Annotated in this window: 30 protein-coding genes; 18 read left to right on the forward strand and 12 right to left on the reverse strand. The window is 64.9% G+C overall.

Going from position 1 to position 25,683, the window contains the following annotated elements:
• Positions 1-32: 32 nt before the first annotated feature.
• Both AC1DZV_RS11785 and AC1DZV_RS11790 read right to left on the reverse strand, forming a co-directional pair.
• Complete coding sequence (locus tag AC1DZV_RS11785; protein WP_476953772.1) at positions 33-710, reverse strand: PAS and ANTAR domain-containing protein; 678 nt, start codon at positions 708-710, stop codon at positions 33-35.
• 52 nt (positions 711-762) lie between these two features.
• On the reverse strand, positions 763-1,227 hold the full coding sequence (locus AC1DZV_RS11790) for a YegP family protein (protein ID WP_476953773.1): 465 nt from the start codon (positions 1,225-1,227) through the stop codon (positions 763-765).
• A gap of 339 nt (positions 1,228-1,566) precedes the next feature.
• Here AC1DZV_RS11790 and AC1DZV_RS11795 point away from each other — a divergent pair, with 339 nt between their 5' ends.
• The 6 genes from AC1DZV_RS11795 (at position 1,567) to AC1DZV_RS11820 (ending at position 6,401) form a co-directional block, all read left to right on the forward strand.
• Positions 1,567-1,929, forward strand: a complete 363-nt coding sequence (locus tag AC1DZV_RS11795) for an ArsR/SmtB family transcription factor (protein WP_028276286.1) — start codon at positions 1,567-1,569, stop codon at positions 1,927-1,929.
• 79 nt (positions 1,930-2,008) lie between these two features.
• A complete protein-coding gene (locus AC1DZV_RS11800) occupies positions 2,009-2,443 on the forward strand; it encodes an SRPBCC family protein (RefSeq protein ID WP_028276285.1) in 435 nt (144 codons plus the stop codon).
• A 158-nt stretch (positions 2,444-2,601) separates the two neighbouring features.
• On the forward strand, positions 2,602-3,369 hold the full coding sequence (locus AC1DZV_RS11805; protein WP_476953774.1) for an SDR family NAD(P)-dependent oxidoreductase: 768 nt from the start codon (positions 2,602-2,604) through the stop codon (positions 3,367-3,369).
• Positions 3,370-3,580: 211 nt separating this feature from the next.
• Entirely contained in the window at positions 3,581-4,516 is a 936-nt protein-coding gene (gene ppk2, locus AC1DZV_RS11810) for a polyphosphate kinase 2 (protein WP_476953775.1), read from the forward strand.
• Between the two features lie 87 nt (positions 4,517-4,603).
• A complete protein-coding gene (locus AC1DZV_RS11815; RefSeq protein WP_476949502.1) occupies positions 4,604-5,131 on the forward strand; it encodes a DUF427 domain-containing protein in 528 nt (175 codons plus the stop codon).
• Positions 5,132-5,387: 256 nt separating this feature from the next.
• Positions 5,388-6,401, forward strand: coding sequence for a patatin-like phospholipase family protein (locus AC1DZV_RS11820; RefSeq protein ID WP_476953776.1), 1,014 nt, complete (start codon positions 5,388-5,390; stop codon positions 6,399-6,401).
• A 27-nt stretch (positions 6,402-6,428) separates the two neighbouring features.
• Here AC1DZV_RS11820 and AC1DZV_RS11825 read toward each other — a convergent pair whose 3' ends face one another.
• Positions 6,429-7,493, reverse strand: a complete 1,065-nt coding sequence (locus AC1DZV_RS11825) for a hypothetical protein (RefSeq protein ID WP_476953777.1) — start codon at positions 7,491-7,493, stop codon at positions 6,429-6,431.
• 97 nt (positions 7,494-7,590) lie between these two features.
• Here AC1DZV_RS11825 and AC1DZV_RS11830 point away from each other — a divergent pair, with 97 nt between their 5' ends.
• Both AC1DZV_RS11830 and AC1DZV_RS11835 read left to right on the forward strand, forming a co-directional pair.
• Entirely contained in the window at positions 7,591-8,409 is an 819-nt protein-coding gene (locus tag AC1DZV_RS11830; protein WP_476953778.1) for an alpha/beta fold hydrolase, read from the forward strand.
• Positions 8,410-8,576: 167 nt separating this feature from the next.
• Entirely contained in the window at positions 8,577-9,212 is a 636-nt protein-coding gene (locus AC1DZV_RS11835) for a LysE family translocator (RefSeq protein WP_476949498.1), read from the forward strand.
• 189 nt (positions 9,213-9,401) lie between these two features.
• On the opposite strand, the gene AC1DZV_RS11840 is transcribed toward AC1DZV_RS11835, so the two are convergent.
• The 5 genes from AC1DZV_RS11840 to AC1DZV_RS11860 all read right to left on the reverse strand — a co-directional run bounded on the left by AC1DZV_RS11840 (position 9,402) and on the right by AC1DZV_RS11860 (position 12,744).
• The gene (locus AC1DZV_RS11840) at positions 9,402-9,554 is read right to left on the reverse strand and encodes an LPXTG cell wall anchor domain-containing protein (RefSeq protein WP_028276278.1); all 153 of its coding nucleotides are present in this window, start codon (positions 9,552-9,554) and stop codon (positions 9,402-9,404) included.
• 40 nt (positions 9,555-9,594) lie between these two features.
• Positions 9,595-10,200 carry a cation efflux transmembrane domain-containing protein gene (locus tag AC1DZV_RS11845; protein ID WP_476953779.1) on the reverse strand — a complete coding sequence of 202 codons (606 nt, stop codon included), beginning with the start codon at positions 10,198-10,200 and terminating at the stop codon, positions 9,595-9,597.
• Positions 10,190-10,654, reverse strand: a complete 465-nt coding sequence (locus AC1DZV_RS11850) for a DUF1232 domain-containing protein (RefSeq protein WP_243177468.1) — start codon at positions 10,652-10,654, stop codon at positions 10,190-10,192. Before AC1DZV_RS11850 ends, AC1DZV_RS11845 begins: the two co-directional genes overlap by 11 nt.
• A 5-nt stretch (positions 10,655-10,659) precedes the next feature.
• Positions 10,660-11,220 (reverse strand): Chromate resistance protein ChrB, encoded by a 561-nt coding sequence (locus AC1DZV_RS11855; protein ID WP_476953780.1) that lies wholly within the window; start codon positions 11,218-11,220, stop codon positions 10,660-10,662.
• A 123-nt stretch (positions 11,221-11,343) separates the two neighbouring features.
• Complete coding sequence (locus AC1DZV_RS11860; RefSeq protein WP_476953781.1) at positions 11,344-12,744, reverse strand: MFS transporter; 1,401 nt, start codon at positions 12,742-12,744, stop codon at positions 11,344-11,346.
• 199 nt (positions 12,745-12,943) lie between these two features.
• Here AC1DZV_RS11860 and AC1DZV_RS11865 point away from each other — a divergent pair, with 199 nt between their 5' ends.
• The 4 genes from AC1DZV_RS11865 (at position 12,944) to AC1DZV_RS11880 (ending at position 15,488) form a co-directional block, all read left to right on the forward strand.
• Positions 12,944-13,537, forward strand: coding sequence for a sulfite oxidase-like oxidoreductase (locus AC1DZV_RS11865; RefSeq protein ID WP_476953825.1), 594 nt, complete (start codon positions 12,944-12,946; stop codon positions 13,535-13,537).
• Between the two features lie 10 nt (positions 13,538-13,547).
• Positions 13,548-14,285, forward strand: a complete 738-nt coding sequence (locus AC1DZV_RS11870; protein WP_476953782.1) for an FAD-binding oxidoreductase — start codon at positions 13,548-13,550, stop codon at positions 14,283-14,285.
• On the forward strand, positions 14,282-14,629 hold the full coding sequence (locus tag AC1DZV_RS11875) for a DUF6510 family protein (RefSeq protein WP_216699117.1): 348 nt from the start codon (positions 14,282-14,284) through the stop codon (positions 14,627-14,629). Before AC1DZV_RS11870 ends, AC1DZV_RS11875 begins: the two co-directional genes overlap by 4 nt.
• A 226-nt stretch (positions 14,630-14,855) precedes the next feature.
• On the forward strand, positions 14,856-15,488 hold the full coding sequence (locus AC1DZV_RS11880) for a CG0192-related protein (protein ID WP_476953783.1): 633 nt from the start codon (positions 14,856-14,858) through the stop codon (positions 15,486-15,488).
• A 12-nt stretch (positions 15,489-15,500) separates the two neighbouring features.
• Here AC1DZV_RS11880 and AC1DZV_RS11885 read toward each other — a convergent pair whose 3' ends face one another.
• The 4 genes from AC1DZV_RS11885 to AC1DZV_RS11900 all read right to left on the reverse strand — a co-directional run bounded on the left by AC1DZV_RS11885 (position 15,501) and on the right by AC1DZV_RS11900 (position 18,619).
• Complete coding sequence (locus tag AC1DZV_RS11885) at positions 15,501-16,622, reverse strand: YihY/virulence factor BrkB family protein (protein WP_476949764.1); 1,122 nt, start codon at positions 16,620-16,622, stop codon at positions 15,501-15,503.
• 119 nt (positions 16,623-16,741) lie between these two features.
• Positions 16,742-17,350: a DUF3618 domain-containing protein gene (locus AC1DZV_RS11890; RefSeq protein ID WP_476949492.1), complete on the reverse strand. Its 609-nt coding sequence runs from the start codon at positions 17,348-17,350 to the stop codon at positions 16,742-16,744.
• Positions 17,351-17,369: 19 nt separating this feature from the next.
• Positions 17,370-17,783: a phage holin family protein gene (locus AC1DZV_RS11895; protein WP_028276270.1), complete on the reverse strand. Its 414-nt coding sequence runs from the start codon at positions 17,781-17,783 to the stop codon at positions 17,370-17,372.
• The gene (locus AC1DZV_RS11900) at positions 17,780-18,619 is read right to left on the reverse strand and encodes an ATP synthase subunit B family protein (RefSeq protein WP_476953784.1); all 840 of its coding nucleotides are present in this window, start codon (positions 18,617-18,619) and stop codon (positions 17,780-17,782) included. The genes AC1DZV_RS11895 and AC1DZV_RS11900 overlap by 4 nt, the downstream gene beginning before the upstream one ends.
• A 316-nt stretch (positions 18,620-18,935) precedes the next feature.
• Between AC1DZV_RS11900 and AC1DZV_RS11905 the strand changes: the two genes are divergently transcribed.
• The 6 genes from AC1DZV_RS11905 (at position 18,936) to AC1DZV_RS11930 (ending at position 25,681) form a co-directional block, all read left to right on the forward strand.
• The gene (locus tag AC1DZV_RS11905) at positions 18,936-19,418 is read left to right on the forward strand and encodes a MarR family winged helix-turn-helix transcriptional regulator (protein WP_476953785.1); all 483 of its coding nucleotides are present in this window, start codon (positions 18,936-18,938) and stop codon (positions 19,416-19,418) included.
• Between the two features lie 202 nt (positions 19,419-19,620).
• Positions 19,621-19,887, forward strand: coding sequence for a GlsB/YeaQ/YmgE family stress response membrane protein (locus AC1DZV_RS11910; RefSeq protein WP_028276267.1), 267 nt, complete (start codon positions 19,621-19,623; stop codon positions 19,885-19,887).
• A 332-nt stretch (positions 19,888-20,219) separates the two neighbouring features.
• Entirely contained in the window at positions 20,220-20,666 is a 447-nt protein-coding gene (locus tag AC1DZV_RS11915) for an Hsp20/alpha crystallin family protein (protein ID WP_476953786.1), read from the forward strand.
• Positions 20,667-20,827: 161 nt separating this feature from the next.
• Positions 20,828-21,175 carry a hypothetical protein gene (locus tag AC1DZV_RS11920; RefSeq protein WP_028276265.1) on the forward strand — a complete coding sequence of 116 codons (348 nt, stop codon included), beginning with the start codon at positions 20,828-20,830 and terminating at the stop codon, positions 21,173-21,175.
• A 601-nt stretch (positions 21,176-21,776) separates the two neighbouring features.
• Entirely contained in the window at positions 21,777-22,799 is a 1,023-nt protein-coding gene (locus AC1DZV_RS11925) for a PRC and DUF2382 domain-containing protein (RefSeq protein WP_476949489.1), read from the forward strand.
• Between the two features lie 236 nt (positions 22,800-23,035).
• Positions 23,036-25,681, forward strand: a complete 2,646-nt coding sequence (locus AC1DZV_RS11930; protein ID WP_476949488.1) for a PEP/pyruvate-binding domain-containing protein — start codon at positions 23,036-23,038, stop codon at positions 25,679-25,681.
• The last annotated feature ends 2 nt before the right edge of the window (positions 25,682-25,683 follow it).

Genomic DNA, 25,683 nt, shown 5'->3' on the forward strand with positions numbered 1-25,683 from the left:
GGCCGAGGACCCGCCCGGCGCCTTACCCCCAGCTAGGGATGCAGAACCCGTTCGCCATCGCGGCGTTGTGAGAAACGACCGTCCAGTGCGTGGACGAAGCTGCGGAGGGTCGCGGATTCGTGCGTGCAGTTGGCCAGCCGGACGATGGCCGAAGCCGTGTGGGCCAACTTGATGTTGTGGTGCTGGCTGTAGGCGGAAAGCCGTTCGAAGGCGTCGTCGGAACCGATATGGAGTATTCCCATCAGGATGCCCTTGGCCTGTTCGATAAGGCCTCGGGTGCCGATGGCTCCGGCGACGGCCTCGCGGGCGGACCGGTCCGTTTCAAGCTGAACTGTTCTGGTGAGGTCCAGGATGAACCCGTCGACGAACAACAGCTTCCCGTCACTGTCCAGCACGCCCTCCCCCGCCGTCAGGACTCGCCGTTCACGCCGGCGCGCGTCGAATAGACGGTGATAATTGGCGAAAAAACCTCCGCCACGGCACACATCCTCAAAGATTTCCCTGCACTGCTTCCGGTCGTCAGGATGCACGTGCTGCATAAGAACACCCACAGTGGGCACCACCTCGCCGCGGTGATAGCCGTGGATCTGGTAAATCTGCTCGGACCACTGCAGCTCCCCCGAGGCCACATCGTAGCGAAAGGTCCCGGCGAGGCAGTCCTCGGGGGCCAGCGCGCTGGAATAGGCCTGCAACGCCTTCAACTCCGTCATGGCCTGGCCTGCCCGCCCGGCCCGCCGGCGGGCGCCCTGCCCCGGGACACGGTCAGCACGAGCTGAGCCCAACCTGCGCAGTCCGCGTCTCCAGTGCCTGCCGCCACCGCACGATCAGCCGCTGGTTCCGGGTCCCTGCGAGTCGGCCCAAGAAGCGCGCTGCGGACGGGATGCGGAGGCGCGGCGGCCCTTCAGGAGACCTGGGCGCCCCGCCACGGGCCGGTCTCGCCCGGGCGCGCTGGCCCTTCACGTGCGCCTCGTGAACTCCGCGCCTCTGCGCGCTGGGGTCCACGGGAATGCCCTCGGCCACGGACTGGAGCAGCGCGTCAACCCGCGGTGCCGAAATTTCCGAGACCAGCCCCATACCGGCATACTCCCGTACTGCTGCGATCCCGGCCACCGCCGCCGGCAGGTCTGGAAAGGGCCTGGAGAGGGCCATGACGGTCCCGTCCGGGGCCGTAAGTCGAAATCGGTAGGACGTTTCGGAATCGGTGAACAGTTCGAACATGCCTGTCATAGAACCCTCCTGGAAGCCGGGACCCGAAGGTTCCCGGCGACGCCGTTGTCACCGGGAACAGCCTGATTCCACCCGAATGCCAGTCACTTGTACCGGCCGAATCGAATTGATGAATTCATGAAAGTCTGAACTATGCAACTCACCTGCGCAAGAGGTACCACCCTGTCCGGCGGCGGCGACGACACTGCAGCGGTCCGGCGCTACGATATGTAAGCGGGCTGACCAAATCATGGGTGTGCAAGACAGACTTTTCTGTCTTGCTTGTGCTAGTTTTCCTGTCGCCGGGGTCTGCACAGACGCGCGGTTCAGAATAGTTGAATGTGAAGGAGGGAGGCCCCGATGCCGGATGATCTTCCTGCAAGTCCGGTCCAGACCGATGTGAAGGCAGAACTGTTCAAGGCCATGGGCCACCCTGCCCGAATCCAGTTGCTGGAAATGCTCGCCGACGGACCAGTTGCCGTAAGCCGGCTACGCGACAACACGGGCCTTGAGCCGTCGAACCTCTCCCAACATTTGAGCATTCTCCGCCGCCAGCGCCTGATTGTCCCCTCACGGCGCGAGGGCAGGTTGTTCTATGAACTGGCCAGCCCTGAGGTTAATGTCCTGCTCGCGGCCGCCCGATCCCTGCTCGGATCTCTCCTGGTCACCACCCGGATGACCCTGAGCCCCATGGCTGAAGAGCCTGAAGAAGCAATCCGCTAAATACCGGCGCACGACGGACTATGGACAACATCGATCGACCGGCCTGGACGCGTCCGGACTAAAACCTGTAGGGGTAGCAATGGCTCACGCCGAGAACGAGACCACCATCAACCGATCTCCGGAGGACGTCTATGCGTTCCTCGCGGATGGGCTGAATAACCGCGCATGGCGCTCCGGGGTTCAGGACATAACACTGAAGAGTGGAACACCCGGGGACCTCGGTGCCGTGTACAGCCAGACTCTCTCGGGCCCCGGGGGCCGGCCGATCGTCGGGGACTACGAAATCACCGCGGCGGACCCCGGAAAGCTCCTGGGCTTCCAGGTGGTGGCCGGTCCGGCCCGTCCGGCCGGTGCGTACCGGCTCAGTGAAGCGCCGGGCGGAACGACTGTTCGTTTCAGCCTGGACCTGGAGCCCAAGGGACTCATGAAGCTCGTGGGCCCGGTGATTGTCCGCACCATGAATGCCGAGGTCGCTCAGTTGACCAATCTCAAGAACGTTCTCGAATCCGCCTAGATGAAGGCGCAGGGCGTTCATTCTTGAGTGTGACCCGTCCGTAGCTGAAGCCATCAAGTGGCAAGCACGAACACGTCCCCCTGATGTTCCACCAGGGCGCATCAAACCAGAATGATGCGCGGCTTCTGGAAGGTAACGGTGAAGAAAGGACCATCGTCATGGCTCGCATTTTCATCACCGGCTCTACCGACGGACTTGGCCTCGCCACCGCCCGGACGCTCCTGAACGGCGGCGACGAGGTCCTGCTGCACGCCCGCTCCAGGGAACGCGCCGCCTCCCTCGAAGAACTCGCGCCGCTTGCCATCGGCATAGTGATCGGTGACCTCAGCAGGGCCTCCGAAACCCGGGAACTGGCGGCGCAGGTGAACGCTTACGGGCGGATGGACGCCGTCATCCATAACGCAGGCGTCTACCTCTCGCCGGGGCGAGTCGCGACCCCGGAGGGACACTCCCGCACCCTGGCCGTCAACGTTCTGGCGCCCTACATTCTCACCGCGCTGATCGAGCGGCCGCACCGGCTGATCTACCTCAGCAGCGGGATGCACCGCGCGGCCAGCAGCAACCTCCAGGACATCGATTGGACCCGACGGCGCTGGGACGCCAGCGCGGCCTACTCCGAGAGCAAGCTCTACGTTTCCGCGCTCTCCGCTGCCGTCGCCCGGCAGTGGACCGACGTGCTCAGCAACTCCGTTGACCCCGGCTGGGTGCCCACCAAGATGGGCGGCGCCGGCGCCCCCGACGACCTCGCCATGGGCCAGGACACCCAGGGCTGGCTCGCCGTCAGCCCTGACCCCGCCGTCCAGGTCTCCGGAATGTACTGGCATCACCGCCGGCCGCGGAAGCCGGCTCCGGAGGTCACCGACGCTGATTTCCAGGACAAGCTCACCGACAAACTCGCCGAACTCACCGGCATCACGCTCTTCTGAAGCGAAGCATCGAACCGGCCCCACCGGCACCCACGGGTAGGTAGGCCCGGCCGGCGGGTCAGGTGACGCAAAGTATCCCCCAGCCCGTCCCTATCGTGAGCTCCACTTGTCGGCTTAGGCTGGTCGCATTCTATGAACGCAGTTGAGCATCGAACACCGCCGGCATCTGGAAGTCCGGCAGCTGGTTCGAGGGGGCCGGAAGGAGGCCGGGATGACGCCGGCGGACAGGACGTGGACACCCGAGGACCAGGGCTGGCTCCGGGAAAACCTGCGTGAGGCCATCGACCATCTGGTGGAGATGGGGTACACGGTGCGTGGGGGGCAAGGCGAAGATCCGGAACTGATTCACCCCGGCGGCTCGGCCGTGCAGACGTGGCGGGAAGACTACCCCTACGAGCAACGGATGTCCCGCGAAGAGTACGAGCTGGAGAAATACCGGCTGCAGGTTGAACTGCTGAAGTTCCAGTACTGGGGCCAGGACCAGGACCTCCGGCACGTGATCGTCTTCGAGGGCCGGGATGCGGCCGGCAAGGGCGGAACAATCAAGCGGTTCACTGAGCACCTGAATCCCCGCTCGGCCCGGGCAGTGGCATTGAGTAAACCCTCTGACCGTGAACTGGGCCAGTGGTATTTCCAGCGCTACATCCAGCACCTGCCCACGGCCGGGGAGATCGTGATGTTCGACCGCTCCTGGTACAACCGTGCAAATGTGGAGCGGGTCATGGGCTTCTGCACGGAGCAGGAGTTCGACACCTTTATGGTTCAGGCCCCGCTCTTCGAGCGGATGCTGGTGGACTCCGGGATCCACCTGACCAAGTTCTGGTTCTCGGTGACCCGCCACGAGCAGCGCACCCGTTTTGCGATCCGGCAGATCGACCCGGTGCGGCGCTGGAAACTCTCGCCCATCGATCTCGCCTCCCTGGACCGGTGGGAGGAGTACACGGCCGCCAAGGAGGAGACGTTCCTGCGGACCGACACGGACCATGCGCCGTGGATCACCATCAAGTTCAATGACAAGAAGCGGGGTCGGATCAACGCCATGCGCTACTTCCTCAACCAGTTCGACTACGAGGACAAGGACACATCCGTGGTCCACAGCCCCGACCGGCTGATCGTGCGCCGCGGCCGCGAAGCCGCCGGCGACTAGCGGCCGGCTCGCGGTCAGCGTATGCGCGATCGCACGGATGCGTCGCGCTCACGGTGGGATCCCAGCAGAAGATGGCAACATGGGGACATGACTCCTGCACACGGTTCTTCCGGCCTTTTCCGGCGTCCCCAGCCCATCAAACCCAAGGCGGGTCAAGAATCGGTGTGGGACTACCCGCGGCCGCCGAGGGTCGAGCCCCGATCCGAACGGGTTACCGTGCGGCTTGGCGGGCAGGTGATTGCCGACACCACCGATGCAGTGCGCGTCCTGGAGACAAGTCACCCGCCTGTCTACTACTTGCCGTTGGACTCATTCCCTGCCGGTGTACTCATCCCGGTCGGGGGCATCAGCTTCTGCGAGTTCAAGGGAGAAGCGCACTACTTCGACGTCGTTGCCGGCGGCGTCGTCGTTCCCCGTGGCGGGTGGACCTACCCCGAACCCACCCGGGGTTTCGGGGCGCTCAGCACCCGAGTGGCCCTCTACCCGGCTCACATGGACTCCTGCCAAGTCAACGGCGAGCAGGTGACCTTCCAGGAAGGTGACTTCTACGGCGGTTGGATCACCACGCAGATCGTCGGTCCTTTCAAGGGCGGCCCGGGCACGGCCGGGTGGTGAGCACTTCGCGCTTACGCCGGCAAGACTTGCTGACTGTGCGTGTGGCGACTCAGCCGGTGCTCGCTCTGGCGGCTTGATGCCCGTTGTGCCCCGCCTTGCCGGCGTGATAGCTTTCCGGTGATCGTGATCAATCTTCAGGAGGTGGGACCCATGAACGCAGTATCCGTAATGGGCGCTCCCCCGAAGTCCACGGTCGCGCGACTGCAGTAGTCGTCTCCGGGAGTGCCGCAAGGCAAATTCGCGAAAGGCGACTCCCATGAAAACAACACCCTCTTCAACTCCGCGCATCCGTTCGACGACCACTTCCGGCGCCATTGCAGTGACGCGGACACCACAGCCCGGAAATTGGCCCGTTTGCGGCCAACAGGCCTACGCCGCACGACAGAGCGGCAACTCACACAAGCGGGCCTTGGTGCTCGCCGGCGCCGGAGCGGCAGGCAATGCGTGGGAGCTCGGTCTCATCGCCGGCCTGTCCGATGCCGGCATCGATGTCACCGAGGCCGACCTCATCATCGGGACATCGGCAGGATCGACAGTGGCTGCCCAGATCACCAGCGGGACACGGCCGGCCGAACTGTATGCCGCCATCCAAGCCGAAGTGCCTCGGCCACAAGCCGGCCACTCCGGACCGGACAGGGGACGCGCTCCGAATATCTCGGGACAAACCTACCTGGAGTGGTCCAACGGAATCATTGGTTCTGCTGCGGATGCCTCCGACATGCGCCGCAGGATGGGCGCCGCGGCACTCGAGATGGAAGCTTCCGACGGCTCTGCCCAGCTGCGCTGGCGCGACATCGTCGCGGCCCGGCTTCCCAGCCGGCACTGGCCGCAACAGCCCGTGCTGATCACGGCTGTTGATGCGGATACCGGGGACCCGGTCGTGTTCGACCGCCACAGCGGAATCGATCTGGTGGACGCCGTCGCCGCCAGCACCAGCAACGGCTACCGCATCGGCGGGAGCCGGTACATCAACGGCGGCTATCGACGCAGTGAGAACGCCGACCTGGCCGCTGGATACGGGCGGGTGCTGGTGCTGTCGCCCTTCGGCGGCAGGACGCGGATGCCGCTCGAGTGGGGCATGGATCTCGCCGCCCAAATCGACGAACTGCGCGCCGGTGGCAGCAGGGTCCAAACAATCTTCCCGGATAGCGCCGCCGAGCACATGTTCGGCGCCAACGCGATGGATCTGTCCCTGCGTCCGCCCGCGGCTCGAGCTGGTTACAGCCAGGGCAGAGCCCTCGCGGAACTGGTCGCCGAAATCTGGCGGTGATGCCCGAAACCACTCGGCATTCGACTGTTACGGCGCGAGAGTCCAGGGGTCTCCGTGCGAGGCGCGGTGCCATGCCTGCCGCGGGCCGCCCGTTTCGTGCGCGACATCTGTCAGCCAGATCGTGCTGTCCGGGGCCCATCCGGCGATGACCGTCGCCGTTTCGGCGTCGACCTGTAGTGGGCGCGTCGCGCCGTTGAGGTAACCCAGGACGGAGAGGTGCGCGGCGTCCCACTCCCCTGCCACTTGTTCCCAATCCGGGATGACCCATCGGCCGTCGCGTCCGGTCAGGCGGAACCAGTCGTGTCGCCGGGATGCAGTGACCTCTACTGGGAACCTGCGGCACAGCGTTATCCAGTCTTCTGCTGTGCCGATCTCAAGAGTCCGGCCCGCTCCCCGAACCGGAACCGTGGTCGCCTGCTCCCACCCCAGGGAATCTTCCACGAGGCTCAGTGCGGCCGGGACCTGCCCAACGGTGTGGAGCAGCCCGTGCGGGATCGACCACCAAGTTCCTGACCAGTTGGCGCGAGGATCGCCCGGGCGTTCGCGCGCGGCCCGCAGTTCCCTGGCTCGTTCGTCTCGGCCCCACCCAGCCAGTGTTTGTCGCGGATTCTTCGGCAGCGGTGCCTGGCCGTTTGTCGATCGCAAGTCGATGGCCCACTGCTCCGCCCGGCGAGGCTGCCAGAACCACTGGCTGTCGGGCAGCGCCATGACCTGTTCCGCGACGGGCGACAGGGCCGCCGTCACACTCGGGAGATCCGCGAGCACGTCCTCTCCATCGGGTGCCTGCCAGTACCTTGCCGTGTCCACTGACCGCTCGAGGGCCGCCTGCACCAGGTCGCTGTCAAGTTCGGTGAAGTCCAGGGAGGCGAGCCTGGCAGCCAGCTGTTCTGGTGACGCGGCAAAGGCCGGCGTCGCTGCCTCCCGGGAGGCAGCAGCGCTCAGCAGGACCCGCGAGGTCCCCGGTCCACCATCAAGTTCGTATCCCAACCAGAAGACCGCCGTTTTGACCTCCGGATCAAGCTGCATCGCCAGCTCGAGGCACAGACGGCGCCCTCGGGGCCCCCGCAGAAATACGTCCACACTTGGCGTCATCAAATCATCCTCCCACCGGAGCGCAGCTTTACCCGGAGCGGTCCCGGGTGCCGTCGATGATGGCGGGTATCGCCGCGACGCGTTCTACCATAGCGGGATGGACACCACGGTTAGCGGAGTGCCTGTGCATTACGCCGAGTTCGGCAGCGGCACGCCGGTTCTCGCTCTCCACGGCGCCGGTGTGGATCATCGCGAGATCGCCAGTGCCCTTGAACCGATTTTCGACGACGTTCCTGGCTACCGGCGCCTGTATCCGGACCTGCCCGGGATGGGCCGGACCCCGGCGCCCGAGACGATCACGAGCAATGACGACGTCGTGGACATTCTGCTCGGCCTGATCGCCAGCACTATTGGTGATGAACCGTTTCTCATCGTGGGTCAGTCCTACGGCGGCTACCTGGCCCGTGCGATTGCGAATCTGCGACCTGATCAGGCCGTCGGGCTGGCGCTGATCTGCCCTGTTGGCCCGCAGACGCGCGACGTGCCTCAGCACGAGGTCCTCGTTTCGTCGGTCGATCTGACCGGTGCACTCGACTCGGATCTCGAGGCCACTTACCGCAGCTACTTCGTTGTGCAGACGCGTGAAACGCTGCGCCGGTTCCAGGAGTATGTGGCTCCCGCAACGTCCCTGGCTGACGAGTCGAGCCTGATGCGGATCTTTTCGCACTGGGAATTGCGGGATCGGCCGGAAGCCGCGAAAGCCTATCCTCATCCGGTGTTGGTCGTTGCCGGGCGACAGGATGCCACCGCCGGGCACACAGGACCCTCGGAGCTGATCCTGCACTACCCACGCGCTACGTTGGCCGTCCTCGACCGCGCCGGCCACGCCTTGATCCATGAGCAACCCAACCTCGTGCGAGCCCTTGTCGCCGACTGGCTCATGCGCGTGCGCGAGGCATCAGACGACAAAACCTAGTGGGTAGTGGCGCCCGCATGCGGACGGAATCCCTGTGTCATGGCTCCGCCGAACAAGGGCAAGGCGATGCGTCCGCGGCGCCCAACCGGCGTCATGCAATGCCCGGCAAGCAGCAAACCATCGCGACGGATTGCAGTCGGGCTGCCAGCGAAAGGACAATGGTGCCCATGACCGTCGTGACCCTCCTGGCCTTTGCCGGGCTGTGCCTGCTGCTTTCCGTCACCCCCGGCCCGGATACCTTCCTGGTGCTGAGGATCTCGCTGCAAAGTGCCGGGGCCGGCCTGGCGGCGGCGCTGGGCTCAGCTCTGGCATCCCTGGTCTGGGCCGCGCTGGTGGGAGTGGGGCTCGCCGCCGTGCTGGAGGACTCGGCGGAAGTGTTCCGTTGGCTGAAGATCGCAGGCGGGTTGTACTTGCTGTATCTGGGAATCTCGTCGCTGATCCGGGCGCGCCGCACAACTGCCTCCCCGGCGGCCGGGCACGCTCCCCGGCGGAGCTACAGCCGAAGGACCGGCTTCGGTGCCGGCGCGTTCTCCACACTGCTCAACCCCAAGGTCGGCCTGTTCTACCTCGCCGTCGTGCCGCAGTTCATTCCACACGGCGGCAACACGCTGGACACCGCCATGGTGCTCGGTGCCATCGAGAGCGCCATTGGATTCCTCTACCTGGCGGCTGTAGCCGTCGCGGCAGCGAAGGCAATGGCCTGGCTGCAGCGCCCCCGGGTCAGCAGTTGGCTCGAACGCGGCAGCAGCGGCATGATCGCCGCGCTCGGCCTGGGCGTACTGGCATCCAGCACCAGCTCGTAGCGGCGCGCCGGACCTCGACGGACAGGTGCACTCCCTATCCGGCAGAAAGCCTACTCACTCAAGAGCCGAGCTGGTTATCCGTCTCCCTCCTCTGGACCTTCAGTTGGCACATTGACTTCGCGAATTTCACGAAAACGGCGACCGGTCCTGAAGAGGACCGACCGCCGCCGAATGAAGATCGGGGTTGCATCAGGCCTTGGCCTTTCGCTTCACCCAGCCCCATACAGCCGTAGCCACCAGGAGCACCAGGCCGATGATGGCCAACCAGAGCAGGCCCTTCACGGCGAAGCCCAGGATCGAAAGAATAAGCCAAATAATAAGTAGTGTGATTATTAGTCCCATACGGAAAGCCTAAGCCACCCAGGTGGCTGTTTCCGAACGATCAGTGATCGTGGCGGAAGATGGCCACGGCTTCGCGGACCGCGTAGTAGACGATGACCATACCGGTCACGGGGTCGGCCCACCACCAACCGGCAAAGGTGTCCAGCAAGATGCCGGCCAGCACGGCGGCTGCCAGAAGACCGTCGATAAACGTCACCTTGCCCTCTGCTATGAGAACGGGATTGCCCAGCGCCTTGCCCGTGCGGGCCTTTCCGGCTGAGAGGGCGAACATGACCACTGCCGTGACAGCCGTCCAGATAATTCCGGTGGGGCTCGGCCGTGCGTGGTGCCCTGCTGCCAAGGCGAGTCCGGACTGGACGAGCAGATAGAGAGCCAGGGCAACGAACGCCCCGGCGATCAGCCTCAACGCGAACCGTTGACGCCGTTCCCCGGCCCCGGCGAGTTCCCAGATCACCACGGTGCTGGCACCGATCTCGATCAGGCTGTCCAGGCCGAAGCCGGCCAGCGCCACCGATCCGGCCGTGATGGAAGCGACGGCAAGAACTGCCACTCCGACGACGTTCCAGCCCAGCGTGATGCCCTCAAGGATGAACCCGCGACGTCTCAGGCGCGCGATCTCAGGGCGCGTCAAGATTTCAGGCAGCATCCGTGCCCTCTTTCCCGGCGCCCCCGGCGTTTCCGGCGATGGGTGCCGGCAGGCCGGCCAGCCGTTCGATGACGGCAAGCCCGGCCGGGGTGCCCGGCCAATGCCGCCGCAAAGACTCCGGGCCTGCGGAGCGGATCACGGAACGAAGAACCAAGGCCATGACGATCACGTCATCGGCATAGCCAATCAGCGGGAGGAAGTCCGGGACAAGATCCAGCGGCAAGAGCAGATATCCCAACAAAAGGAACAGCTTGATCCGGGCGCCGCGGGATACCGCCGGGTCGGCCGCCAAACGCCTCAGCACGCGCAACACATCCGGCAGCAACCGCAACGCTTCCCGCATACCCACCGTCTCCGGATGGGACCTCGCATAGACCCACAACCCCAGCAGAAGAACCGCGTAGACAGCTACCAGCCCGGCCAGGATCCCCAGCGCCGCGTGCCACCACTGCACGGCCCCTACTCCCCGGCCTCAGGCAGGCCATGGCCTGACGGGGCATGCAGAGTCGCGTAGACCTTCTCGGCGTACTCGTCGAATACAGCGGAACACTCGCGCAGCCGCTCGTCGGCGGCCTGCGCTTCCGGCAGTTCCAGAACGTCACGGCTTTTCAGATCACGGTACCAGCGCCGCAGGCGCTCCAGGCTCTGCTCTTCCTCTTCCAGCTCCGCCAGAGTGAACTTGGCGTTTCGGGTTTCCTTGGCGATTTCGTCCTCGAACGCCCCGCAATCGCCGGTGAATTCCTTCCACTCATCCAACCTCAGCTCCTTGAATGCCGAGCGCAGGCCTTCCACTCCCGCATCGCCGCTACCCGGCGTTGGCAGGACGAGGACACTGCCGGTTCCGCGGCCGGCCAGCTCCACGACCCTAGGCACGGCCTCCGAGAAGAACGGCGTGTCTGGAACGGTCCATACCCCCGAGGCCACTGGCGCAGCACCGATCCTCCGGAGCTCCCGCCACACACCGACTCTCGTCCGTGAGGTCTCACCAGTCAACCGGACAACAAGAACCAACCAATCCATGCATCAATCATATACTGCTACAGCAAGGTAAGTAACAGCTGTTACATCCCCCCTGCTCGGGAGGGCACAGAACCCGAGGACCTCGGCCGGTAGGTTCGGTCGGTCCGATGGAACCCCTTAGCCCTATCTGCCCGGTCTGAAAATACGGTAGCTCCGGGTGCTTTGGGATGGGACTTTCTGCCTTGCCCGGACTGCAGGCCGCTCGCGTGGGTTCTGGATACCGATGGCGGAAACCATGCCCCCGAGGATGAGCAGCACCGCCGCCACGGTCACCACCCGGTGAAATCCGTCGAGATCAAGTTTGCCGCCCATGACGAGGCCGACCAGCGAGATGCCGATCAGACCGGCAACCCTGCTGACGGCGTTATTCGCTGCCGAGCCGATGCCGGCCTGCTGTTCCGAGATCGAACCGAGAATGGCGGCGGTGAGCGGTGCGACTGTCGCCGAGAGCCCGACTGCGAACAGGAGGATCCCGGGCATCAGCTGGGTCCAGTAGTTGACCGGGATTTCCGACGCGAGCATCAGCAGGTAGCCAACTCCGGCGAGAACAGGTCCGAATGCCATGAACCACCGCGGGCCGAACCGCCCGGCCAGTGAGCCAAACCATGACGCCAGGAGGATGTTGACGAGGCTGACGGGAAGCAACGCCAGAGCGGCCGACGTCGCCGGAAAACCGGCAACCTGCTGCAGGAAAAGCACGATGATGAACCCGCCGATCGACAGCGCGGCGTAGACGAAGGCCGTAGCCACGTTGCCGACGGCAAAGTTTCGGACGGCGAAGAGGCTGAGCGGCAGGAGCGGGTGCTTCGCGGTCTTTTCCCGCCAAATGAACCCGGCGAGGCACAGGATGCCGAGGACGAGGGGCATCAGAATGAGTGGGCTCCCCCAGCCGTAGTTGCCCTGTTCGATCAGCGCGTAGACCGGCCCCGCCAGCCCGAGCACACAGAGCACGGCGCCCGGGTAGTCGATCCGCACGCCCTCCTCGCGAACATCCTTGGCCCGCAGCACGGCTAGCAAGTACAAGGTCACGGCAATGGGCAGGACGTTGATTCCGAAGATCCAGCGCCAGCCCACCGAATCAACGAGCACTCCACCAAGCAGGGGTCCCGCGATGAAAGCCACGGTTGTACCAGCAGTCCACTGGCCGATTGCCTTCGCCCGGGGCGCTTCGTCGAAGTTTGATGTGATCAGAGCCAGGGAACTGGGCACCAGCAAGGCGCCCGCCACGCCTTGAAGCGCCCTGGCCAGGACCAGCCAGTCCGCTGTGGGTGCCAGCGCACACATCACTGATGTCGCGCCGAACCCGATCAGGCCTGCCCGGAGAACGACAACCCGGCCCAACAAATCAGAGAGCGAACCGGCGACCAGGATCAGTGACCCCAGGGTGATCAGGTAGGCATCGACAACCCATTGCTGCGTTGTCAGTCCGCCGCCCAGTTCACGGGAAATGGCCGGCAGCGCTACGTTGATGACGCTGCCATCGAGAAACGACACAAAGGACGCGAGAATCGCGATCCACAGCACAAGCCTCTGCGTACGCGCCGACGGTAGGGAACCCATCCTTCAAGCTACACCCGCCCCGGCGGTTGCCGGACTCACATATGGAAGGACGTACAGCCCCTCGCCGGAGTATATTTTTATGTCTGGTCTCGGTCCCGCCGTTGCCCTATCGTTGGGGCACCGATTACATTCGACCGGCGGAGCTCCGCATCGGAGGTACATGATGGGAATCATCTCGTCTGGTTTTCATGGAAAACGGCGCACCGGCAATCCAGCGTTACCACCCGGTCAATACGAGACGCCAAGCTTTCCCGTACTGACGGCGGGCCCTGCACCTTATATCGCCCGGGCTGACTGGGAATTCTTCATTACAACGGAGACTGGGCAGCGCCGCGCCTGGTCCTGGGATGAGCTCTTGGCACTACCGCAGGTCGACATCCGGACCGATATTCATTGCGTGACCAGCTGGTCCAAGCTGGGCACCTCGTGGCGCGGGGTGTCCCTGGACACCTTGTTCGCGGATGTGGAAACAACGTCCGAGTTCACTTCGGCTCACTCCTACGGCGGCTATACGACCAATGTCCCGTTGCAGGACCTGCTGGACGGCCAGGCATGGGTGGCGTGGCAATTCGACGGTGAACCACTGGAACGGGCCCACGGTGGCCCCGCCCGCCTGCTGATACCCCACTTGTACTTTTGGAAGAGTGCGAAGTGGATCAATGGCATCGAGCTGATGCCGCACGATGTTCCCGGCTTCTGGGAATCGAACGGGTACCACATCTACGGCGACCCCTGGCGCGAGGAGCGCTACTCATGAGGCAGGACAGATGAGCACCCTGTGGCGCGTCGCCGAGGTGATCCGCGGCGTTCCTGAAACGGAATCCTCCAGAACCATCGGCCTGCGCGTGGACGGGCTGAACGGCAACCTTGCCGGCCAGCACATCGATATCCGGCTCACGGCGGACGACGGATACACGGCAGTGCGGTCCTACTCAGTAGCCACAGCCGGCATGGACGAACTCCTGGAGATCACGGTCGACGAACTGGCCAACGGGGAGGTCTCCCCCTATCTGGTCAGAGACCTGATGGTCGGGGACCAGTTGGAGATCCGGGGGCCCGTCGGCGGCTGGTTCGTCTGGCTTCCGACCGACCCCAACCCGGTTCAGCTGATCGCCGGGGGATCCGGCATTGTCCCGCTCATGTCCATGATCCGCGCCCACGAGGCATCCGGGAATCCTTCACAGTTCCGGTTGCTGTACTCGCTGAAATCGCCCGAGGCAGGGTTCTATCGGGAGGAGCTGCTCACCTTGAACCAGGGATCTCCCAAGCTGACGGTCGACTATGTCTATACACGCAAAGTTCCGGAGGGCTGGCCAAGGGCCCCGAAGCGACTCACCGCCGAAACACTGTTGGCAAGCATCCTGCCGGCGGACATGGCACCCGACATTTTCATCTGCGGTCAGACGATGTTTGTCGAAACGGTCACAGAGTGGATGGTGCAGGCGGGCTATCCTGCCGCCTCGATCAAGACCGAACGCTTTGGCGGAACGGGAGGAACACGGTGACTGGCAACAACGGCTCCGCTTCCCCTGGTGCTGAGGACCCGCGCCTCGAGGACCAGGATATCGCCGGGACCGCAGGCAATCCGATACCTCACCTTGACGGGAACGCGGCAGCAGGACCCCTGTGGGAACTGTTCCGCATCGACATCATTGCAGCGATCGGTCGGTGCAAGAATTGTGGCGCTGTCAGGGTCTTCGGCGAAGCGGCGGTCTATGCCGATGCCCCGGGAATAGTTGTGCGCTGCAGTTCCTGCGGGGGCGTCCTGCTGCGACTCGTAGAGACTCCGACCAAATTCTGGCTCGATGTCAGCGGACTCAGCTACCTCCAGATCGACCGGGAGACCTAACGCGCTGCTCTGCTGTCCGCACCCCGCCGTGCTCAAGACCGCAGCAGGCGTGAAGAGGTAGTCTGCGACGATGCTGAACACCCTCAACCCTTGCCGCTTGTTCATCATGGGCGCCAGTGGATCTGGAACAACGACACTCGGCCGGGCGATCGCCAACCAGTGGTCAGTACCTTTCCCCTAGTTATTTGATCAACGTGTCGCCCGGGCCGCGGTTAGGCTTACCGTCATGGCGATCATCCATCAGGCAGAACTGCAGCCGACGAAACTTGAGCTTCTCGCAGAGTGGCTGCCCCGCCAGCCCTGGTTCACGGAACCCGGCACGGCAGCGCTGCACAAAGTTGGCTCCTACCGGTTCGACGACCCCGCCGGCGAGGTCGGCATAGAAACCATCATCGTGTCGGTGGGTAACTCCACTTTTCACGTCCCACTCACGTACAGGGCCCAACCCTTGGCCGGCGCGGAATCCTGGTTGGTCGGAACCATGCAGCACTCGGTTCTCGGCCCGAGGTGGGTTTACGATGCCTGCGCCGATCCAATCTACGTGGCAGCGCTGGCGGCGAGCATCATGCTGGGCCGGCCGCAGGCAGAGCAATACCTCCAAAAAGGGGAAAACCTGGAACTCCTGGCCCAGACGGTCTTCGTGCGAAGCACCGGGCCGAAACTCGATTCAGTCCCTGACGTCTCTTCAGCGGCACCGCGCGCCACCGACGCCGGCACCGCCATCGAGACTGCTGACCTTCACCTGCTTGTTATCCGGCGGCTGGACCTGGATGAGCAACCGGCCGGCCCGCTCGCGCTGACCGGCACATGGGAAGGTCAGAAGGACAACGTCAAACTCGCCGCCATCAGTGATGCCTGACATTTCCGCGGGTTAGGGGCGCCCCACTCCGTCCGTGTCCCGGGGTTGGGTATTGCCTTCCTGCCGTTCAGGCTGGATCCCGTGCTGTTCCCGGAGCTCGCGCCCGCGGCGAATGTCCTCTTCTTCGCGGGCCTGGAGCTTGTCGCTCTGTTTCGTGTCCCGTGGCGGCAATTGGATGGTCTCTTCGGCCTCAATGCCGGCCTGGAGTTGGCGTCCACGCTCCATCTCGGCGTCGAACTCGGCACCGAACAGCAACGACATGTTCAGGATCCAGAGCCACAGCAGCGAGATGATGACGCCGCCGATCGCACCATAGGTCTTCTCGTAGCTATTGAAGTTGGCCACATAGAAAGCGAAGGCCAAGGACGCCAGCAGGAAGATGACCAAGGCGATAGCGGAACCCAGGCTCATCCAGCGGAACTTGGGCTGCTTTACGTTCGGCGTAGCGTAGTAGAGGATGGCGATCACCAGAATCACGAGTAACAGAATCACCGGCCACTTGAGAATGTTCCACGCCGTCAGGACGGCCCCGCCCAGGCCGATCGCGTTGCCGACGGCGTCCGCCACCGGCCCGCTCAGCACGAGCATGGCTGAAAGCACGAGGACGATCAGCACGGCGGCAATGGTGACGGCGAGCATCGTGCCCCGAAGTTTGATGAACGGCCGGCCCTCGTCAATTTCGTAGATCCGGTTCATTGCCCGGCCAAAGGCTCCGACATAGCCGGAGGCGGACCAGAGGGCGGTGAGGATGCCGAGTACCAGGGTGAGGCCGGCAGCGGAGGAACTGCTGAGCTGCTCGATTGGCTGGCGGATAGCGTCCACGGTGTCACCGGGCGCGACTCCTTGAACGATCTCCATGAGAGCGGATGTGGTCTTCTTGGCGTCCCCGAAAATGCCCAGCAACGACACGAGGGCCAACAGCGCCGGGAAAATAGAAAGCACCGCGTAGTAGGTCAGCGCTGCGGCGAGATCCGGGCACTGGTCCTTGGTGAATTCACGCAGGGTCTTTTTGGCGATGTACTTCCACGAGGGCTTAGTGACGTCGGCCGGGCTGTCCGGTTTACGGGAGTCGTCCGGGGCAGGTGCCGTGCGGGCCTTGGCGGTGCTGCTCTCGTCCGTTTCGGCGTCGGTCATGGATTCATTTTCTGCCTTGGTTGGGTTCTTGGCCATTGGAAATTCCTTCGTGGTGTTAAGGGAAATGGCCGGCCGCCCAGCGCATCAGCGAGGGCAGCCGGCCTTGTTCAGACGCGGCCTCAGGCCTGCTGAACGTTGTCCTTGGCTTCGGCAGTCCGATCCTTGACGTCCTCCACAGCGGCCTGCCCGTCTGCCTTGAGGTGATCGGTTGCGTCCGCGGCAGTGGCCTTGACGTTCTCCACAGCTTCCTGGGCGGGCGCCTTGAGCCCTTCGGCTACTTGCTTGGCGGCGTCCGTCAGTTCCGTGGTGAGTGGCTCCGCTGCCGATTTGAGGGCATCAGCGGCTTCACGCTCCTTTTGACTGGCCGGGATCAGGGAGGAAACGAGCAGGCCGGCACCAAAGGCGATCAACCCGGCAGCCAGTGGGTTCCCCTGTGTCCTGTTCTTCAGCTGGCCCGGCGCGCCCGCAACTGCGGCGCCCGCGTCGCTCACATGCGCGCCGACGCTTCCGGTAGTGGAGTGGACGTGGTCGGTGGTGTGGTCTGCGGCTCCCATGACTTTATCCTTCACTCCGAAGACGGCGTCTTTGACGTTCTCTTTGACTCTGTCCGTCTGCCGCTGGACGATATGCGACGGCGTGACTTTGTCAGCGACGGCGTCCACGTTTGTGCCCAGGCGGGCACGGGTTGCTTCAATATCTGCTCGGATGACATCCGGGTTTTCGCTCATCGTGTTTCCTCGCTGAATCTTAGGAGTTGGGTTTTAGGGTGGGCGGGATTTCCTGGAGGGTTTCAGCCGTCCTCGGCATGCCCTTGATCGCGTTCAGTTCCTTGCGGCCCATGGCTGCCAGAACGGCGGCGACAACTGCCCAGATGACGGCGACAACAACGCCGGACCAGCCCAGTCCCATCACGATCCCCAGCGCCCACCAGAGCGCCAAAGACAGGAACAGGAGCACGAAATGGCCAGCGACGCCGGCGCCGGCGAGCATGCCGGTGCCTTTGCCTGCCCGGGTGGCGGACTGCTTGAGTTCGACCTTGGCCAGTTCCACTTCCTGTCGCATCAGGGTGGACATGTCCCGTGTGACCTCACCGAGAAGGTCACCCAGGGACGTCGATTCAGCCTTTGCCTGCGCGGCCGTGGGAGGCATTTCGCTGCTCATCGACGGCCACCATCAAAGGGGTCATCGCGCAGCGGATCAGCCTGCTGCAATGGCTCACCAGCCACGGACTCTGAGGAACGGCGGCCCTGCCCGGCGTCGCGGAGCGGATCGGGGGTTCCCAAATCGGAGTCCAGCGGATTCGGCGGGTAGGTGTCCGCGAGGCCCGCCGTCGTGGTTTGCGGAGCGGGCATCTGTACCGGCGGCGGCGGAACCGCTACCCCGGTATCGGGGATCCGGCCAGCAGTGGGCGTGCCGGTAGCGGTAGCGCCCGTCGCTTCGGGGGCGCCGGCGCTCAAGCTGCGGCTGAGACGCCCAGCCAGGACACCGGCTCCAGCCGCGAGCAGGAGGAAGGTGCCCGGGCGCTGCCGGGCAAAGGACTTTACCTCGGTCAGAAGCGAACCCGGATCCCGGCCATCGAGCCAGGACGCAACAGCGGAGGACCGCTCGGCAGCTTGGCGGACGAGGTCAGTCGCCACGCCGGGCTGGTCAGAGGCGGCAGCCATGGAATGCAATTCGCCGGCGACGGACCGCAGACCTTCGGCGACCTTCTGCTGCTGGGTTCCTGCCTGCTCGGTGAGATCGGACTTTGCCTGGTGCAGCAGGTCCCGGGCATTGGTCTTGACCTCGGCGGCAACGTTGACTGCCTCCGCCTTGGCCGTCTCGGCGACGTTCTGGGCAGCGTCTGCCGCGTGCCGCGTTACGTCTGCAGCTTCGTCCTTGGCCGCTTCCTGTTTGGAGTCAGCACGTCCCGTGCCTTGCGGGGGCACAACTCCAACACCGGCGTACCGGTCCGGGGAAGCTTCGGGTGCTGCCTGGGCCCATGGGTTCTGTGTCATCGTTGCTCTCTTTCAGGAATGGTCCGCTTGGGATCGTGACTAGCGCTACCGGATGAAATTAGTAAGCACGGTTACTAACTAGATACTAAGCACACTTGCTATATGTCGCGCAAGGCCTCGAACGAAAATCGGACGGTCCACCTTCCGCCCGTCGGGTGAATCGCCGCGCGCCCTGTGGCCCGCGGGTGAAAAATAGTAAGCATACTTGCCAAAAGGGAGCCCGGCATGCATAGGGTGGGTATCCAGCGTCGGCGCTTCGTGCCGACGTCGCAGGCAGCGTGACTTTCGTTGCCACCCAATCAGGAAGGTCTTCTTCGTGATACTCGCCCGTGAGCCCAACGCCCGGGACGGTTACCGGCTTCTAACCTCAGCGGCCCGTTTAGTGCAACGCCTCCACGACGATGCCCTGGCGCCACTGGGGTTGACGCGTGCCGCCGTCATCGCGCTGGAAGCCGTGGCACCCCGCCCGATGTACCAGGAACAGCTCGCCGCAAGAGTTCATGTCCAAAGCCAAACGCTCGGCCGCGTCCTTGCCCGGCTCGAGGACGCGGGTCTGGTCACGAGGACGCGAAACCCGGAGGATCGGCGCCAATTTCAGGTTGAGATTACCGACGCCGGCAGCGCGGCACTGCAAGCGGCATCCAGGGCGGAGCGGGCGGCCGTTCCTGCAGACTTCGACGGATGGGAGGCCCTGTCTGAGCAACTCGCCCGGTTTGTGGATTTCTTCCAGGCTCCACGGCCCGGCACCCCAGGCTCGACGTGCCCTCCCCCGCCCAAGGACGGCCTCCGGCGCCAATGAACTAGCCTCCCGCGGCTGGTTGCCTCTGGGCCTCCCCCGCCCGGCGCCCACGGCCAGTCGCCGCTTCCATTGCAGTTTGGACCGGCAAGGGGCGAGCAAGACAGGGGGCCGCTGAGCCGGGTATTGCGCGTTACTATGCATGCTGATTAAATCGCCGTTACGGCCGCATTCCACGACCGGTCTACCGAAAGGAAGTACAAAGATGGGAATTCTCGCTTTTCTCATTCTCGGCCTTATCGCCGGAGCTATCGCCAAGGCGGTCCTTCCTGGCCGTCAGGGAGGCGGCTGGCTGATCACACTCGTTGTTGGCGTCGTGGGCGCAATCCTCGGAGGTTGGATCGGCTCGTTGATCTTCGGCGGAGGGCTCGCTGACTTCTTTGACCTGCGGACCTGGCTCCTCTCCATCCTCGGGGCCGTTATTGTGCTCCTGATCTATGGGGCTCTTGCCGGTCGCAGGACCAGGGCGTAGCAGCCTCGATACTCCGGGTGCAGGGTTGCCGCTGAGGACGCCCTGCCACTTCTGTCAGACGGTGCCGGGCCGGTCTTGGAACACCCCGGGAGGAAACTCCCGGCGTTTCTCGGCCCGCGCCGCCGAGTCCAACCTCATGACGTTTCACCTCAAGCCGGGCGACCGCCCGCAATGCTTCGTTGAGAACAAGCTTTGAAAGCCTCCGAGCGCAGCTCCGGCGGCCGGTTCCGGCGTCGCCGTCGTTAGTAGTTGTCGCCAAAGCGGCAGAAGTCATTGCTCCGCGCGCATCCGACACCATGCGACCAGAGATGCTAAACAGCAAGGAGATAGACATGGACAACCTATTCCGCCGCACGGGCATCGACGTGCCCGAACCAGTCCGGCGCTTCCTGCAAGGCGAGACGGACACCTGGCTCAGGGTCGAAGAATACCGGGACGGAAACACCTTGGTGGTCAGAACCGATATCCCCGGCATCGACCCGGACAAGGACATCGACATCACCGTCACCGAGGGCAACCTGAATATCGTTGCCCGTCGCACCGAGCCCGCGCACAAGGATCAACCGGGTTACCGAAGCGAAGTGCGGTACGGCGAATATTCGCGAAGCGTCCCGCTGCCCCGCGGCGCGGACCCTGACACCGTCGAGGCCAGCTACATCGACGGCGTCTTGGAAATCCGCGCCCAGATCCCGGAGCAGTCCGGACCGTCCGCCACGAAAGTCCACGTCTCCCGCGGTGGAAACCAGTCACCGGAAGCACCGGAGAACTTCGTGACCTGAACGGCATTTCCGGCACTTGACCCGCCCGGCACCCACCGGCGACCGCGCGCGCCTTCTGGCATGGCAAAGGAGGCGGCCGGTCTTGGTGCACCGGTGCCCAGCCTCGCCACGGCCTCCGCAGCTCCCGCCCCGGAAAATTGAGACAGAGCGGACACCACCTCATGACTATCAAGATCAACGACGCGGCGCTGCGTCATGCTCGGCAGCTCATCAAGGACTCGAGGTTTGCCCGGGATACCCGTGACGATTGGAGCGAGCACGCGCCCGACGCCGAGGCAGAAAACGCATTCATCGACAAGCACGGGTACAAGGAGTACGGCACGTGGCATCTGGGCGAAGACGCCGAGAAGACGCACGACACGAAGGGGCGCTACAGCTTTCCCTTCGGTGATTTCCGCCGGTTGCATCGCTGCGCGATTCTCGCCATCGAGAGCCGGGCCGCCCAGAATAGTTACGACGACATCGCCGCCGCAGCGAAGTCCCTGCTCGACGAACTGGACCAGGACTAGACCTGGCCGTACACCATACTCTCTCCGCCATCGCCCCGCGCAAGGACCCCACTTGCATGGCCTGGAATGCCCGCCACGGGTGTCCTCACCGGGCCGTCTCTTGGGCGCCGGGCTTCCCAGCGTGCCCTCCGGCGGAGCCCAGCCGCCGGGAGCCCACCTATTCATAAGGGGGCTTCCTAATCTAACCGGGCTCGTGATATAACACGGAAAACGGCGCGGGAGAACTCCCTGCGCAACGGGACCGGTCCCAGCTCCTAATCGAATGGCGGCGCATTCCATTGGACATTTCCCACCGGCTCCAAGCCGGACTGGCGGTGGCGACAACGTTCATCCCCAGTCTGCGCTCCCTTGCGGCTTCAGGCCGCTGCTCGCGAAGGTCTCGCGCAGGACCCTGACCGTGCCAGAACTGCGGGTCGGCCTCGGAAGTTTTCAGCTGAGCGCACTGCCCGCTGATCATCGCCCCTCCCGGAGTTCGCAGTGCCGCGGACGCTTCCCAAGCACCGGACAGCACCAATGCGTCCTGTCCGGTACCGGTCGGGCGGTCTATCAAGGGCTCCTGACCGGACCCACTATTTCAACCGAAGAGATCCAAGGAGAGGTCATGCTCACCACCGAACAAATTGACCGTCTGCTCAGCCAAGGCGCAAATGTCCTGTCGGGAGACGGAGAAAAGATCGGCTCCATCGGCCAAGTCTTCGTAGACAACGAAGCCGGCCAGCCCAGCTGGGTAACCGTTCGTACGGGCCTGTTCGGGATGTCCGAATCATTTGTTCCCCTCGAGGGTGCTCGGCTGGAGGGCAATGACATCGTCGTCCCGTACAACAAAAATCAGGTCAAGGACGCGCCAAGGATCGACGCCGATCGGCCTCTGGAGCCTGCCGAGGAAGACCGGCTCTACCAGCATTACCGGATGGACAGCGGACGCACCTACACGGACGCCGATACAGCTGACGCAGCATCCGCCACACGACAGGACGCCTCCGGAACGGACCGCGCCGAAACCCCCGACGCCGCAACGCCACCCACGACCCAGGACGCCACCGGAACTGACCGCGCCCAAACCCGCGACGCCGCCGGCACAGCCGGATACGGCACAGCGACACCCACCACCGAAGCCGCCCGGCCACCGACGACACTACAGGACACCACCGGAACCGACCGCTCCGAGACCCCCGACGCCACGGGCACAGCCGGATACGGCACAGCGACACCCACCACCGACGCCGCAACGCCACCCACGACAAGGCAGGACACCACCGGAATCGACCGCGCCGAAACCCGCGACGCCACGGGCCGGGGGCGCCTGCGCAAATACGTCACGACGGAAACCGTCACCAGGACGGTGCCAGTGCAACGCGAAGAGGTTCGAATCGAGCGGGAACCGATTGCCGAGGAGGACCGCGACGAGGTCTCGAACCGTCCGGCCAGCGACGACGAGGTAATCCTTCACGAAGAGCGAGTCATAGTGACCAAGGAGACCGTCCCGGTTGAACGGGTCCGCATCGTTACTGAAACGGTCGCAGATGAAGTCACCATCCGTGAGAAGGTCCACAAGGAACACTTTGACGGCGAAAGCAGCGAGGGATCCGAGGGCTCCGAGGGCACCGACACCAGCCGCGGCTGAACATGCGGATTGTTTAGATGCCCGGGGCAAGGGCTGCGGCCCATAGCCCCGGGCATCTTGTTGTCGGAACGGGGGTGGGAGCGATTGGTTGCCCCCGGCCACACCCCTCGGCGGAGGGGTCACCGGGATCCCCTGCCCACCGGCACGGCTATGGCCTCTCGCCTGCGGCAGTGCCAGTATGTTGGGAATCAGGCTGAACCACGGAGCCTGGCTCCGGGCGGAAAGGACTCGAGGTCATGACCTACATCAACAACTTCGACGATGTGGGGCGCGGCGACGTCGCCGTGGCAGGCGGCAAGGGCGTCGGTTTGGGCGGCCTCAGCCAGGGAGGACTGCCGGTCCCGCCGGGGTTCGTGCTGAACACCGCAGCCTACGCGGATTTTGTGGCTGCCAACCATCTCGAGGCCGGCATCCATGAACTGGCTGTTCTGTCGCCGCACGCGGCACCACAGGACTACGAGGAAGCCTCGAAACGGATCCGCGCCCTTTTCACCGGCGGCACCATGCCAGACGCCATCGCGGCGGAACTCGGCGCCGCCTACGGGAGGCTAAGCGACGCAGACACAGCCGTGGCGGTGCGCTCCTCCGCCACGGCCGAGGACCTCGCCTCAGCCAGCTTCGCCGGGCAACAGGAAACCTACCTCAACGTCCGGGGGACGGAGGCTGTGGCCGCGGCCGTGATTGAGTGCTGGGCCTCCCTGTGGACGGCGCGTGCCATGGCCTACCGCGCCCGTGAAGGCATCGACCCGGACACGGTGCGCCTCGCCGTCGTGGTCCAGCAGATGGTCGACGCCGAGGCGGCCGGGGTGATGTTCACCGCCAATCCGGCCAACGGGCGCCGCGACCAGACGGTGATCAGTGCCGCGTGGGGCCTGGGCGAGTCCGTTGTCAGCGGATCGGTCACCACGGACGACGTCGTCGTCGAAGCAGGGACGGGCCGTGTGCTGTCCCGCCGGACAGCTGACAAGGAGGTCATGACCGTCTACGCGGAGCGCGGCACCCTGGAGCAGCCGGTGCCGGCGACGCGCCGCCGGCAGGCCGTATTGGACGACCGGGCGGCGGCCGAGCTGGCCGGTTACGGAACACGGATTACGGAGCATTTCGGGACGCCGCAGGATATCGAGTGGGCACGCGCCGGTGGCGAGTTCTTCATCCTGCAATCCCGGCCCATCACCGCGCTGCCCGACCCGGCAGCCGACATCCCGGACACCTGGCCGGTGCCCTACCGGCACGGGCTCTACTTCCGGGCAAGCATCGTTGAGCAGCTGCCCGACCCCCTCTCGCCGCTGTTCGCCGACCTCATTGACGACTCGGTGTCACGGTCGCTGAGGGCCCTGATGGCCGGCGCCGTCGGCAAGGAGGTCATCCGCGAGGACGACGTCGGGCTGCCGACTATCAACGGCTACGCCTACTACTACTACCGCAACTCGGGAATGTGGCGGGTGATGGGCAAGTCGCTGACGGCGATGCGCGCGCTGGCCCGTGGCAAGGCGCATATGGGAGTGGCCGGCTGGCGGGAATTTTCGCATCCCCGCTACGAGCAGGTGATCAAGGACTGGTCCGCGAAGCCCGTCGGGGAGCTCTCCGGAGAGGAACTGCTGGCGGGTGTGCAGACGCTGCTTGACGCCGGCACGGTCTACTACACGGCCGTGCAGTCCATCATTCCGATCGCCGCAACAAGCGAAATCTCCTTCCGGGCCTACTACGACAAGTTCGTTCGGCGCGACGGCGATCCCCCCGCCCAGACCTTCCTCCTCGGTTACGACAGCGAACCCATCCGCGCAGAGAAGTCGCTGTACGACCTCGCAGCCTGGGCCCGGGACGTCCCGGGGCTGGCCCCGGCGATCCTCAACGAACCCACCGCTGCGCTGGCCGGGCCGCAACGCACCGGGTTCCCGCCCGCCGGAGTGGACCCGGCACCCTGGCAGCAATGGCAGGCCCGCTTCCAGGAGCACCTCGGCCGGTTCGGCCATGCGGTCTATAACCTGGACTTCGTCAGTCCGGTGCCTGCTGACGATCCCTCGCCGCTGCTGGAAACCGTGAAGTTTTACCTGCGGGGACAGGGCAATGACCCCTACGAGCGCCAGCGGCTCTCGGCCGCCCGCCGCGAAGATGAAACCAGCCAAATCATCGCCCGGCTCGGGCCGAGGCGCCGGGCCGCATTCCTCCGGCTGCTTCGGTGGGCGCAAAACGCAGCCCCGATCCGCGAGGACGCCCTGGCCGACGTCGGGCTGGCGTGGCCGCTGCTGCGGCGGATGCTGTTCGAGCTGGGCCGACGGCTCGTCGACTCCGCTGTCATCGCCGAGCCCGCCGACGTCTTCTGGCTGCGCCACCGGGAGTTGCGCAGCGCCGTCGAGTTCGGCCTTGCCGGGTCGGGCACACCGGCAGCCGTGGCAATTACCGGGGCGGACCGGCCCGTCCGCGCCGGCGCCGTCGAGGAGCGCAAGATGCTGTGGCGGGGCCAGGCCAAGGCCGCTGCCCCGCAACTGTTGCCGGAGAACCGGTGGATGGAGCGGGCCTTCGGCTCAATGATGCCGGCCGGCCCACGGGACCAGCTCGGCGACGTCATCAAGGGCGTCGGCGCCAGCGCCGGCCGGGTCACCGCCCCGGCCCGCGTCCTGAGGGGCCCGCAGGATTTCGGCCTGATGGAGCCCGGGGACGTCCTGGTAGCCCGCATCACCACCCCGGCCTGGACCTCGCTGTTCGCGATGGCCTCCGCCGTGGTGACCGACGTCGGCGGGCCGTTGAGCCACAGCTCGATCGTGGCCCGCGAGTACGGCATCCCGGCCGTGCTCGGCACCGGTGTGGCCACCCAGCGGCTCACCAGCGGCCAACGGATCCGCGTTGACGGCGACGCCGGCACCGTCACGGTCGCAGACTGACC

It is taken from the genome of Arthrobacter sp. P1_D12 (assembly GCF_056406175.1).